This is a genomic window from Roseinatronobacter thiooxidans, assembly GCF_001870675.1.
GTDB classification, from domain to species: Bacteria; Pseudomonadota; Alphaproteobacteria; order Rhodobacterales; family Rhodobacteraceae; genus Roseinatronobacter; species Roseinatronobacter thiooxidans.
On the sequence record NZ_MEHT01000005.1, the window covers coordinates 83,925 to 96,609 of the forward strand.

9 protein-coding genes are annotated in these 12,685 nt (G+C 60.9%); 6 read left to right on the forward strand and 3 right to left on the reverse strand.

The annotated features are described in order from the left end of the window. Positions 1-28: 28 nt before the first annotated feature. The gene (locus BG455_RS02565; protein ID WP_071468402.1) at positions 29-1,054 is read left to right on the forward strand and encodes a fatty acid desaturase; all 1,026 of its coding nucleotides are present in this window, start codon (positions 29-31) and stop codon (positions 1,052-1,054) included. A 58-nt stretch (positions 1,055-1,112) separates the two neighbouring features. Here the strand turns inward: BG455_RS02565 and BG455_RS02570 are convergent, their stop codons facing one another. Then, positions 1,113-2,051 carry a LysR family transcriptional regulator gene (locus BG455_RS02570; protein WP_071468403.1) on the reverse strand — a complete coding sequence of 313 codons (939 nt, stop codon included), beginning with the start codon at positions 2,049-2,051 and terminating at the stop codon, positions 1,113-1,115. 150 nt (positions 2,052-2,201) lie between these two features. Between BG455_RS02570 and xdhA the strand changes: the two genes are divergently transcribed. The 5 genes from xdhA (at position 2,202) to BG455_RS02595 (ending at position 9,071) form a co-directional block, all read left to right on the forward strand. Next, positions 2,202-3,653 carry a xanthine dehydrogenase small subunit gene (xdhA, locus tag BG455_RS02575; RefSeq protein WP_071468404.1) on the forward strand — a complete coding sequence of 484 codons (1,452 nt, stop codon included), beginning with the start codon at positions 2,202-2,204 and terminating at the stop codon, positions 3,651-3,653. Next, the gene (xdhB, locus tag BG455_RS02580; protein ID WP_071468405.1) at positions 3,650-5,959 is read left to right on the forward strand and encodes a xanthine dehydrogenase molybdopterin binding subunit; all 2,310 of its coding nucleotides are present in this window, start codon (positions 3,650-3,652) and stop codon (positions 5,957-5,959) included. The genes xdhA and xdhB overlap by 4 nt, the downstream gene beginning before the upstream one ends. Continuing rightward, on the forward strand, positions 5,956-6,774 hold the full coding sequence (xdhC, locus tag BG455_RS02585) for a xanthine dehydrogenase accessory protein XdhC (RefSeq protein ID WP_071468406.1): 819 nt from the start codon (positions 5,956-5,958) through the stop codon (positions 6,772-6,774). The genes xdhB and xdhC overlap by 4 nt, the downstream gene beginning before the upstream one ends. A gap of 10 nt (positions 6,775-6,784) precedes the next feature. Next, positions 6,785-8,083: a guanine deaminase gene (gene guaD, locus BG455_RS02590; RefSeq protein ID WP_071468407.1), complete on the forward strand. Its 1,299-nt coding sequence runs from the start codon at positions 6,785-6,787 to the stop codon at positions 8,081-8,083. Positions 8,084-8,288: 205 nt separating this feature from the next. Continuing rightward, positions 8,289-9,071 (forward strand): hypothetical protein, encoded by a 783-nt coding sequence (locus BG455_RS02595; RefSeq protein WP_143079866.1) that lies wholly within the window; start codon positions 8,289-8,291, stop codon positions 9,069-9,071. A gap of 46 nt (positions 9,072-9,117) precedes the next feature. Here the strand turns inward: BG455_RS02595 and BG455_RS02600 are convergent, their stop codons facing one another. Both BG455_RS02600 and BG455_RS02605 read right to left on the reverse strand, forming a co-directional pair. Beyond that, a complete protein-coding gene (locus BG455_RS02600) occupies positions 9,118-11,397 on the reverse strand; it encodes a PAS-domain containing protein (protein WP_071468409.1) in 2,280 nt (759 codons plus the stop codon). Further along, complete coding sequence (locus BG455_RS02605; protein ID WP_071468410.1) at positions 11,390-12,592, reverse strand: FIST N-terminal domain-containing protein; 1,203 nt, start codon at positions 12,590-12,592, stop codon at positions 11,390-11,392. The genes BG455_RS02600 and BG455_RS02605 overlap by 8 nt, the downstream gene beginning before the upstream one ends. Between the last annotated feature and the right edge of the window lie 93 nt (positions 12,593-12,685).

The window sequence follows — 12,685 nt, forward strand, 5'->3', positions numbered from 1 at the left end:
TAATTCCGGCCTCGACTGACAGGCTCTGATGCTCGACAACACATTGCCCCCCCGCACTGCGCGTACCTGGCTTAGTACTCTGGCCCGCTACCGCGAGCCAGCGACACATCGCAGCCTGTTTGAACTGGCCGCGACCCTTGTGCCGTTTTTCGCGCTTTGGGCGCTTGCATGGATGGCGCTGTCCATCAGCCCATGGCTGGCGCTGGCGCTGGCGGTGCTGAACGGCACATTTCTGGTGCGCATCTTCATCATCCAGCATGATTGCGGGCATGGCTCTTTCCTAAAGAACCGCACCGCACAAGACTGGGTCGGGCGCATTCTTGGGGTGCTGACGTTGACACCCTATGCAGTATGGCGGCGCACCCATGCGATTCACCATGCCCATCATGGCGATCTGGACCAACGGGGCATTGGCGATGTCACCACCCTGACGGTCGAGGAGTATCGCGCGCGCACGCCTTTCGGGCGGTTCATGTACCGGCTATACCGGCACCCTGTGGTGCTGTTCGTACTGGGGCCAAGCTATCTGTTCATCTTGCAAAACCGTCTGCCCATGGGGCTGATGAATGCAGGCTGGCGATACTGGACATCTGCCATGGGCACCAATGCCATGATCGGCATCGCGCTGGGGCTAATTATCTGGTTTGGCGGGCTGTTGCCTGTGCTGCTGGTCTTCCTGCCCACATCCGTGATTGCGGCCACGATTGGTGTGTGGCTGTTCTATGTCCAGCACCAGTTTGAACAAACGCATTGGTCCAAGGGCGACGAGTGGCAGTTGCATGACGCCGCATTAGAGGGCAGTTCGCATTATGTGCTGCCCCAACCGCTGCGCTGGCTGTCGGGCAATATCGGCATTCACCATGTCCATCACCTGTATTCGCGCATTCCCTTCTACCGCCTGCCCGAAGTGATCCGCGACTACCCCGAACTGGCCGAGGCGCAGCGCCTGACCATTGCGGAAAGCCTGTCTACGGTCAAACTGCACCTGTGGGATGAAGCACGCGGCAAGCTGATCTCCTGCGCGGATGCGCACCGCCATTACGGCATTGCCTGACCTGACGGGTGCCGCATGCGGCACCCTGCGCCCGCATCCTCCAACGCGCCCCTGAAGCTTAGCGCGCGGTGGCGACGGCCCCCGGCAAGGCAACTGCCCCTTTCGACAAGGCCCCCTTGCACGCCCGCACCATGTAATCTGCAAAAAGCCTGATTTTCGGGTCTTGCTGGCGTCTGTGTGGATAAAGGCAGGCGAATGTCGCAGGCAGCGGGGGCGTATCGGGCAACAAGGCCACTAGCGCGCCAGAATGCAGATGCGCCGCCAACTCGAACACGGGCCGGTTGACAATGCCCGCACCCGCCACGGCCCAAGCGATCAGGACACTGGCATCATCGCAATCCAGCCGGCCTGCCAGATCCAGCCGCAACGCCCCCTCGCCGGTTCGCACGGTCCAGAAATACTCGGGCGAGCGGGGATAGCGCAGCAACAGGCATTCATGGGCCTTCAACTCTTCTGGCATATGCGGCGTGCCACAACGTGCCAGATATTCGGGGCTGGCGGCAATGACCCTTGGCGCATCCATGATCTTGCGTTGCTTCAGGCTGGATTCGGGCAAATCCCCCAGCATGAAGGCCATATCGATCTGGTCTTCCAGAATATCCACCCGCTTGTCGGACAGCCGCAGATTGATGCGGATTTCGGGGTAATCCTGCCCGAAGCGATGGGCCAGCGGCGCAATCAGGCTGCGCCCGACACCCAAGGGCGCGGCCACGCGGATGGTGCCGCGCAAATGCCCCGACAGACCAGAGACTGCCGCCTCTGCATCTTCCAGCGCGGTAATGACGCGGCGCGCATGTTCATAGAAATCGCGGCCGATCTCGGTTTGGGTCAGTTTGCGGGTGGTGCGGTTGAACAGGCGCACGCCCAGACGCCCCTCCAATTCCTTGATCCGCTTGCTGGCCACTGCGGGCGTCAGGCGCAAATCGCGCCCGCCTGCGGTGATCGACCCCAACTCGCTTACACGCACGAACACGCGCAAGGATTCGAGATAGGACATGACGGCCCCTTTCCAGCGGAACTGCACAGGAATTTGGCATAATTCCCAACACTGCGTTGAAACAGTCTAACCGTTTTATCGTATCCGTTGAAAGTGACATTACAACAAGATTTCCTATGTTAGGATCATATGCAAACAAGGACAGTCCCGATGGCTCTGCGGCGCACACTTCGATTTCTGCTGAATGATCGCACTGTCACCCTGTCTGCGGTGGCGGCAACCGATATGCTGCTGGACCATCTGCGGCTGGACCAATCCTTGCGCGGCACGAAAGAGGGCTGCGCCGAGGGCGATTGCGGGGCCTGCACAGTGCTGGTGGGCCGGATTGGCGCGAATGGGCTGGTGTACGAGCCGGTGAATGCCTGCATCCGCCCGCTGGCCACGGTCGATGGCTGCCATGTTGTCACGATCGAGCATTTGCGCGGCACAGATGGCGGCTTGCACCCTGTGCAACGCGCCATGGTGGACCACCATGGCAGCCAATGCGGCTTTTGCACACCGGGCATTGTGATGGCGCTTTATGCCCTGTGGATGGAACACCCCCACCCAACCGAGCCGCAGATCGAGTGCGCCTTGCAAGGCAATTTGTGCCGCTGCACCGGCTATGCGCCGATTATCCGCGCGGCATTGGCGATGGGCGACTATGGCACCACTGACCCGCTGATGGAAGAACGCGCACAGGTCGGCGCAACCCTGCGCGACTGGCAAGACGGCGTGCGGGTGGATATCGCCAAGGGCGACAGCCGCGCAATTTTGCCTGCATCGGTCGATGATCTGGCGCGTGTGCTGCAAGACCACCCCGACGCGCGCATTATCGCAGGGGCCACGGATGTGGGCCTATGGGTCACAAAATTCCTGCGCGATCTGCCGCTGGCAGTGTTCATCAGCCATCTGGACGATCTGCGCGCGGTGACCGAGACGGATGACGCCCTGCATATCGGCGCGATGGTCAGCTATGAGCAAGCCCGCGCCCCCCTGCTGGCGCATTTCCCGCATATGGCCCGCTATTGGGACCGCATCGCAGGCTGGCAAGTGCGCGCCATGGGCACGCTGGGCGGCAATATCGCCAATGGCTCTCCCATAGGTGACACGCCGCCCCCGTTCATCGCGCTTGGCGCAAGGCTGGTCTTGCGTCACGGCGACAAACGGCGCGAGATGCCCTTGGAGGATTTCTTTCTGGATTACGGCAAGCAAGACCGCGCGGCGGGTGAATTTGTGGAAACCATCATCCTGCCCAAACCCGCGCCCGACACCCTGCATGCCGCCTATAAGCTATCGAAACGCCGCGATGAGGATATCTCTGCCGTTGCCGCCGGTTTCAGCATCACCGTTGTGGGTGGCACCATCACCGCCGCCCGCATGGCCTTTGGCGGCATGGCCGCAACCCCCAAACGCGCGCACCATGCCGAAGCCGCCTTGACGGGCCAGCCCTTTACACTGGGCACACTGCAAGCCGCCGCGAACACCCTGCCGCAGGATTTCACGCCGCTGTCAGACATGCGCGCCAGTGCGGATTACCGCATGCGTGCCGCGCAAAACCTGTTCACCCGCTTCTGGCACGAAGCCCAAGGCACCCCCGCCACGCTGGAGGATGTGTTATGAAAGACGACCCCCGCATCAAGGGCGCGGCCCATGACAGCCTGATCCATGACAGCGCCATCAAACATGTGACGGGACGCGCCGAATATACGGACGACATCACCGAACCGATGGGCACGCTTCATGCCTATATCGGCGGGGCAAGCATTGCCCATGGGCATATCACGGCGCTGGACGTGTCTGCAGTGCGCGCCGCCCCCGGTGTGGTGGCCGTGCTGACCGCCGCCGATATTCCGGGCCGCAATGACGTATCGCCCACAGGGCTGATGGATGAGCCGATCTTCACCGAAGCTCTGGTGCAATATCACGGCCAGCCGGTTTTCGCCGTCGTGGCCGAGACGCGCGATCAGGCCCGCCGCGCCTGCGCGCTGGCCAAAATCGACTACGCCCCCCTGCCCCATGCCACCGATATCGACGCGGCCGAGGATGCAGGCTACCCCGATGTCACCGCGCCCTTGAAGCTGGAACGCGGCGATGTCGCGCCCGCGCTGTCTGCTGCCCCGCACCGGATTAGGGGCCGTATGCGCGTGGGCGGGCAGGATCATATGTATCTGGAAGGGCAAATCGCGCTGGCCATTCCGGGCGAAGATGACGAGGTGTCGCTTTTCGCCTCCACCCAGCACCCGAGTGAGGCGCAGCATATGGTCGCCCATGCGTTGGGCGTGCCTGCGAATGCTGTGGTCATCAATGTGCGCCGCATGGGTGGCGGCTTTGGTGGCAAAGAAACCCAGATGAACCTGTTTTGCGTCATCGCCGCGATTGCCGCCAAGAAACTGGGCCGCGCGGTCAAACTGCGCCCCGACCGCGATCAGGATATGGAAATCACCGGCAAGCGCCATGATTTCCGCATCGACTACGATTTCGGCTTTGACGATCAGGGCCGCATTCTGGCTGTGGACGGGCTGTTTGCCGCGCGCTGCGGCTGGTCGGCAGACCTGTCCGGCCCTGTCACCGACCGCGCGCTGTTCCATGCAGACAATGCCTATTTCTACCCCCATGTGCGGCTGCAATCGCGCCCGATCAAGACCAACACTGTCTCCAACACCGCCTTTCGCGGCTTTGGCGGCCCGCAAGGCGTGATCGCGGCAGAACGCATGATCGAGGAAATCGCCTACACGCTGGGGCGCGACCCGCTGGATATTCGCAAGGCCAATTTCTACCGTGCGGGCAGCGACATAACCCCCTATCACCAGCGTGTGGAAGATAACATTCTGTTGCGGCTGGTCGAGGAGTTGGAAACCACCGCCGATTACCGCGCGCGCCGCCGCGCTGTGCTGGACTGGAACGCCAAAGGCGGGATCATCCGCAAGGGCATTGCGCTGACGCCGGTCAAGTTCGGTATCAGCTTCACCGCGACATGGTACAATCAGGCCGGTGCCTTGGTGCATGTCTATAATGACGGCTCGATCCACCTGAACCACGGCGGCACGGAAATGGGTCAGGGCCTCTATACCAAAGTGGCCCAAGTGGTGGCAGAGGCGTTTCAGGTGGATATTGACCGCATCAAAATCACCAAAACCACGACCGAGAAAGTGCCCAACACCTCTGCCACCGCCGCCAGTTCCGGCACCGATCTGAACGGGATGGCGGCCCTTGACGCCTGCGAGCAGATCAAGGCGCGGCTGGTGGACTTCGCCGCGCGCCATTGGGGTGTGGGGACGGATGCCGTGCAATTCCTGCCGGGGCGCGTGGCAGTGGGGCCGCAGATGATGGGCTTTAGCGAGTTCATCCATGCCGCCTATATGGCCCGCGTCCAGCTTTCGGCGGCGGGGTTTTACAAGACCCCCGAAATCTATTGGGACCGCGCGGCAGGCAAGGGCCAGCCATTCTATTACTTCGCCTATGGCGCGGCCTGTTCCGAAGTCAGCATCGACACGCTAACGGGCGAGACGCGCGTGGACCGTGCCGATATCCTGCATGATGTGGGCAAATCCCTGAACCCTGCGCTGGATCTGGGGCAGGTCGAGGGGGCCTTTGTGCAGGGCATGGGCTGGCTGACCTCTGAAGAACTGGCGTGGGACGATCAGGGTCGATTAAAGACTCATGCGCCTTCCACCTATAAAATCCCCCTCGCCTCCGACCGCCCGCGCATTTTCAACGTCACACTGGCGGATTGGTCGGAAAATGTGAAACCCACGATCAAACGCTCCAAAGCCGTGGGCGAGCCGCCCTTTATGCTGCCGATTTCCGTGTTTGAAGCCATTGGCATGGCCGTCGCCTCGGTTGCCGATTACCGCGAATGCCCAAGGCTGGACGCGCCCGCCACGCCCGAACGCGTGCTGATGGCGGTGGAGCGGTTGCGCGGATGAGGGGCGCGCGCGACATCCTGACAGGCGGCGCATCGGTCATTCATGCCCGCATCAGTCGCGTACAAGGCTCCAGCCCGCGCGAGGTGGGGGCCGAGATGTTCGTCACGGCCAGCGCGGTTGCCGGCACGATTGGCGGTGGTCAGGCCGAATGGCAGGCGTTGCACCGCGCGCGCGAGATGCTGGCGGCGGGCGAGATGCGCGACACGCTGCACATCGCGCTGGGGCCGGAAATCGGCCAATGCTGCGGCGGGCGCGTCACTGTGGAACTGGCCCGCCTTGGCGAGGGCCAGCGCAGCACCCATCTCGACCGGCTGGACAGCGCCGCCCTGCCCCATCTGCTGATCCTTGGCGCAGGCCATGTGGGCCGCGCGCTGGCCCGCGTCGCCCTGACCCTGCCGTGGCGCGTGATCCTTGTTGATACGCGCGCAACCGAACTGGCACTTGCACCAAGGGGCGCAGACACCCGCCTGACGCCGCTGCCAGAGGCCGAAATCGCCAGCGCCCCCCACGCCAGCGCCTATGTCGTCACAACCCATGACCACGGACTGGATTTCCTGCTGACCTTGGCCGCCCTGCGCCGCGGCGATGCCGCCTATGTCGGGCTGATCGGATCGGCCACCAAACGCGCGCGGTTTGAACGCTTTGCGCGCGACACAGGCGGCGTGGCGACAGAGGCCCTGATCTGCCCCATCGGCGCGGCGGGTCTGGGCGACAAGCGCCCCGAAGTGATCGCCTTGATGACAGTGCAGGAAATCTTTACCACCCTGCGCAACGCAGCCCCGGCGCAGGCCGGGGCCTCTGCCGCGCACCACTGAAAGCAGTTTCATGACCAAAGAGATTATCCGCGCGCGACTGCTGAGTTTCGAGCGCGAACCCCAAACCCCCGATGACACCGCCAGCTTTCGCTATATCGAAGATGGCGGGCTTTTAATAGAAGGGGGCCTGATCCGCGCCTTTGACGCATTTGACCGGATCGATGCGACAGGCGCGCGCATCATCGACCACCGCCCGCATCTGGTCATGCCCGGTTTCATCGACACCCATCTGCATTTCCCGCAAACCCAGGTCATCGCGTCATGGGCCGCCGAATTGCTGGACTGGCTGAACGACTACACTTTCCCCGAAGAAACCCGCTATAGCGACCCAGCCCTCTGCGCGACAATGGCGCGCGCGTTTCTGGACATGCTGAGCGCGCATGGCACGACGACCGCAGTCGCCTATAGCTCTGTCCATGCCACATCGGCCGAGGCGCTGTTCGCCGAGGCGCATAGGCGCGATATGCGCCTGATCACCGGCAAGGTCATGATGGACCGCAACGCGCCAGATGCGCTGTGCGACACCGCGCAATCAAGCTATGATGACAGCAAGGCGCTGATCACCCGCTGGCATGGGCGCGGGCGGCTATCCTATGCGATCACCCCGCGCTTTGCCATCACCTCGACCCCTGCGCAGATGGAGGCCGCGCAAGCCTTGGCGGCAGAGCACCCGGACTGCTACATCCAGACCCATCTGAGCGAGAACCACGCCGAAATCGCGCTATCGTGCCAGCTCTACCCCGATGCGGTGGATTACACCGATATCTACGCCCGCTACGGGATGTTGCGCGAAAACAGCCTGCTGGGCCATGCGATCCATTTGTCGGACCGCGAAATCGGCGCATTGGCCGAGGCAGGCGCGAAGCCTGTGTTCTGCCCCACCTCTAACCTTTACTTAGGCTCTGGCCTGTTTGACGACGCGAAATTGCGCGCCGCCGGTCTGACCAACGCCATTGCCAGCGATATTGGTGGCGGCACCAGTTATTCCATGCTCCAAACCCTGTCCGAAGGCTATAAGGTGCTGCAACTGCAACGCCAGCGCCTGCACCCCTACCGCGCGTTTCACTGGATTACGCGCGGCAATGCTGCTGTCTTGGGGCTGCAAGACCGGATTGGCACGCTGGAGGTCGGCACCGAGGCGGATCTGGTCGTGCTGGATGCCCGCGCCACCCCCGCAATGGCCCTGCGCATGGAGCGTGCGCGCAACCTGATGGATGAATTGTTCACCCTTCAGATCATGGGCGATGACCGCGCGGTTGTGCAAACCTATCTCGCGGGTATGCCGCAAAAGGCCGTGGCATTCCGCTAGTTCGCGGCATTTCAGACATAGCATCCGAGGCGTAAGGGGGGATGGCTGCTTTGCGGGACAATGGGGACAGTTGAGATTGCTTGCTCTCATGCCTTGAAGGCCGTTTCACTTGAGCAAAATTAAAGCTATTCATTCAAGGTATTCTGCCTTGGATGGAACCATAGATGATGCTACCTTAAAAATTAAGTAGCATCGGAGGCAATACGTGTTTGCGAATTTCAAAAATGGCGTTTTTGCCTTAGGTATTTTTTTTGGCTGCATGATCACATTATTTGTTTACCTAGGCACTTCTTTTTTTGATTTTTCTACTCTTGACGTATTCTCAACAACAATTTTCGGTGTTTTTCTTGGTGCATCTATATCGTTGCTTACTACAATATACATTAGGACAAAGGAAATACATGAAAAATCCGCTGATATTGCAACCGTAGTCCAAATTCGTTTAACCACAAATTGGCATACGCTATTCATCATGTCGAAAACCATATCCGCCCCTAGAGATAAGATTTATGCAACTGAATCCTTGAAGTTACTTCCAGTTCAGTTCCGCTGGATCATTGAATTCCAGCCTATTTCAGATAATATAAAGTTAGACTTTTCGAAACCTGAAGAGCTTGCATTTTTAATGAGGATTTTGCCCCGAGACCTTAAGGAAAGGGCAATCACAATTTGGCGTGAAGCCGCTTTTATAGAGGGCAGATACAGAGAACTTAGTGCTGCTATACGGGGGTTGCTAAGAAAATTTGGATTACCACAGGAGGATATACTTCGCCGTGGTGTGTTTGAAATTTCAATAGAAGAAATCGACCCACTCATTAGAGAGGTTCAGCTACTAGATGCTGAGGCTACTAAACTCTTGCGTCAAATAGAATCGATTAGCATACAGCATTTTGAGCTACTTGATGCGCTACAAAATAGTTTGCAGGCCGAACTTGGTGTGAAGGCCAACTACATACATATTCAGAAAAATGACGCCGACTCAACGTGAAGTCCGCTATGGGCTCAACGCGCCATCTCGTGCCCTGTTGCACGCCCTAATCCTCATGCGCGGGGTCGCGCAGCCAGTAGCTGTGATCGCCCCGTGCCGCAGGCTGCGCCCCCGCCCCATCGCCGTCGCGCGCATAGAGCGGCACTTGCTGCAACAGGCGGCGCAGGCGGCGCAGGCCCAAGGGCTTGGTCAATAACAAGATGCCGGAATCTTCGGCCTGTGTGATCAGATCGGGGCTATGGTTGGCCGTGATCAGCACCGCCGGAAGCGGCCCGTATTGCGCGCGCAACGCGCCGATCAGGGCCAGTCCGGTTTCCCCGCCATCCAGCTGGTAATCCGCAAGAATCACATCTGGCGGCACCCCAAGTTCTGCGATCTGGGTTTGGGCCTCTGACAGGGTGGTGGCCTCTATCGGGCTGGCCCCCCAATCTTCCAGCACACCCATCATGGCGCTGCGCACATCGGCGTCATTCTCGACCACCAGAACCAGCAGGTCATCCAAAGCGCCGCGCGGCTCTGGCGCGGGGCGGGCTGTGGGGTCATCTGCGGGCGCGCTGACTTTGGGTACAGTGACGCTGAACATCGTCCCGCGCCCAAGCACCGAGCGCAGCGTCAGCGGATGGTGCAACAGCGCACAGGCCTGTTCCACAATCGCCAGCCCCAGCCCCATACCCCCGTCACTGCCTGTCGGGTCCAGCCGCGTGAATTCCTTGAAAATATCGGTCTGCTTGTCTTCTGGAATGCCCGGCCCGGTGTCCCACACCTCGATGCGCAAAACGCCACCACGGCGGCGCACACCAAGCGTCACGCGCCCCCGGTCGGTGTAGCGGATCGCGTTGGACAGCAGGTTTTGCAAGATCCGCTTCAGGTAAATCTGGTCACTGGTCACATGGGCGCGGCAAGGCATCACCCGCAGCTGCAACCCGCGCGCCTGTGCCACAGGCGTGAATTCTTCGCGCAGCCTGTCCAGCAGAGGGGCCAGCGCAAGGGTTTCGGGTTTCGCGCGCGCAGCCCCGATGTCGAATTTCGAGATGTCGAGAAGCGCGCCCAATATCTGCTCGACCGACCCGAAGGCGCTGGTAATCCGTTCGGTCAGCCGTGCCTGCGCGGGCTGTTGGTCCATCGCCGAGAGCGAGGCAAGAAACAGCTTTGCCGCATTCAACGGTTGCAACAAGTCATGGCTGGCCGAGGCCACAAACCGGGATTTCGTGGCATTCGCGCGCTCTGCCTCGTCGCGGGCGGATTCCAGCTCGACCGTGCGGGCGCGCACGCGTGCTTCCAGCGTTTCATTCAGGCGGTGCATTTCTGCAATCGCGCGGCGTTCCTTGGTCATGTCGGTGAAGGACATCACAAAGCCACGGTCGGGCATGGCCTGCGCGGTCAGTTCCAGCACGCTGCCCTCATCTTGCACGATTTCCAGCGTCAGGGGCGGGCGGAACGGGGGACCATTGACCCAATCGGTCAGCGCCGCACGAATATTGCCGCGCCCCAACTGCCTGCGCCGCATCAGGTTGTTGAGCAGCGCGGTAAAGGGGGTACCGGTGGCAAGCAGGTCCACAGGCGGGGAAAACAACTCCCTCAGGCGCCGGTTCCAGCCTGCAAGGCGGGCTTTCGCGTCAAAGATCATCACGCCCTGGTCAATATGATCCAGCGTGGCGCGCACCATTTGCGCCTGTTCATCCAGCAGTTTCGCATGCTCGATGCGTTCATTGCGCACCATGCCTGTCACATCTGTCTGGGTAACAGCGGTGCCGCCAGAGGCCATGCGCTGTTCGCTGACCTGAAGCCAATGATCCTCGACCAAGGGCACAATGAAATTCACATCGCGTTTGCGGTGGCTGTCCATCCGCTGGGCGACCCATCTTTGGCGGGCCTGCATATCGGGCAGGTTCAGCGCGGGGCTGTCGGAGACGATGCGCACATAATCCCGAAAAGACAGCCCCGGCCCGATCCGGCGGCGCACATCGGGCAGGTCGGCACAAAAGCGCGAATTCCACATGGTCAGCGTGTCTGTCGCGTCAAACATGGCGAAGCCTTCGCCCATCGCTTCCAGCGCATCGGCCAGATTGTTGCGTGCATTCACCGCATCGCGTTCGGCCTGCGACAGGCGGGCATTGGCCACGCGCAAGCGGTCGAGTGTTTCGGCCAGATCACGGGTGCGGGTGCGGATTTGCTGTTCCAGCGCCACAACATGGCTAAGTTGGCCCATCGGTCGGCCAGAGCTTTGCGCGCGCTCTGATCTGTCCATCAATGCCAGCACAACGGCGCGCAGGCGGGCATTTTCTTCCTCTGGGGTCAGCCCGTCTGTCAGGATGGTTTCAAGCATTCTCGGGCGCTCCGGTCTGGCGGGGCAGGAACGCGGACACTTCCATTGCATCGGTATCGTCATCGGGCGGATAAAAGGCCAGTCCGGTAAATGTCTGGTTCACATGCACAAGGTTGAACTGCTCGCCATAGGTATTGAAGCCGGTGACGCCATATTTGTCCAGAATATGCGATATTTTGTGGCGCGACTGGGTGTTTTCGGCCTCTAGCCGGCGCAGGATGCAATCGCAGGCCAGAATCGTGGGGGTTTCCCCTTTTGGCGCAATGCGGGACAGTTCGCGTTCCAGATGCGCGCCCAGATCCGTGCTTTGCGCAAGGCGCAGCACAAGGCCCGTCTCGATTGCAGAGAAAAAACGCAGCGTGCCATCGGGTTCCACCCGCTGGATTGCCAGAACATGATGCTCATCCCCGATCTTGGACACAACCGGATTGGCCGCAAAAATAAAGGGTGAAAGTTGCTGCGGGTCTTTGCCAAGGATGCGCGCATATTCCGGCCCGGCGGCCATGCCGTTGATTTCGCGCACCAGACGTTGCGCGGGGCAGGCATCTGTCACCACCATGCGCTGGTCGGTGGGTTCCAGATGGTCAAACCGGAACGCCGTGATGCGGCAAGGCGTGCGCAGCACCGCCAGCACGGCGGCATCGGTCATGAACTTGCCCGCATGCAGCACAAATGTCTTGCCAAAGCGCAACCCATCGCCCGCCGAGCCGCCGACAAGCGGGCTTTGGCCCAAGGCCTCGGACAAGGCCCAGACAAGCTGATCTTCCATCAGGGACAGGCCATCTGTCAGCAAAAAGGCCACTTCATTGGCCCAATCTGCGGTGGAAAACGTGACTTCGGCGCGCAACTCAAAGGCCAGATCGCGCGCGGCTTCCGGGGTGAAGCGGCGCAAATCGCCAAGGCACCCTGTCGCCACGCGAAACAGGCTGCGCGGCAGGCCCAGCGCCACAATCTGCCCTTCCAGATACCCGCCTGCGGCAATCTCGCCTGCGGTGGTGCAGCCGATGATCTGTGTTGTCGCAGCAACCGTGGCAAGCGCGCGCTCTAGCACGGGCAGATCATGCCCGTCGCCTACAAACAGAATTATCAGCGCAAGCTCTTGGCCCGCAAGCTGGCCCAGCACGTCGGCGGCGGCGCGCGCTGTGTCCGGATCGGCGGATTGCGCACGCGTGATAAAGGCTTTGGACCGCAGCATCTGGCACCCCTCCCTATGGCCATCAGCGGGACTGCTGCCTGCAAGGGCAACCAAACCAGTCTAGCGCAGGTTTTGCAGATTGCGCAAAGGGTT

Coding starts and splice junctions, on each gene's coding strand:
- BG455_RS02565 (WP_071468402.1), top strand. CDS start 29: ATGCTCGACAACACATTGCCCCCCCGCACTGCGCGTACCTGGCTTAGT.
- BG455_RS02570 (WP_071468403.1), bottom strand. CDS start 2,051: ATGTCCTATCTCGAATCCTTGCGCGTGTTCGTGCGTGTAAGCGAGTTG.
- xdhA (WP_071468404.1), top strand. CDS start 2,202: ATGGCTCTGCGGCGCACACTTCGATTTCTGCTGAATGATCGCACTGTC.
- xdhB (WP_071468405.1), top strand. CDS start 3,650: ATGAAAGACGACCCCCGCATCAAGGGCGCGGCCCATGACAGCCTGATC.
- xdhC (WP_071468406.1), top strand. CDS start 5,956: ATGAGGGGCGCGCGCGACATCCTGACAGGCGGCGCATCGGTCATTCAT.
- guaD (WP_071468407.1), top strand. CDS start 6,785: ATGACCAAAGAGATTATCCGCGCGCGACTGCTGAGTTTCGAGCGCGAA.
- BG455_RS02600 (WP_071468409.1), bottom strand. CDS start 11,397: ATGCTTGAAACCATCCTGACAGACGGGCTGACCCCAGAGGAAGAAAAT.
- BG455_RS02605 (WP_071468410.1), bottom strand. CDS start 12,592: ATGCTGCGGTCCAAAGCCTTTATCACGCGTGCGCAATCCGCCGATCCG.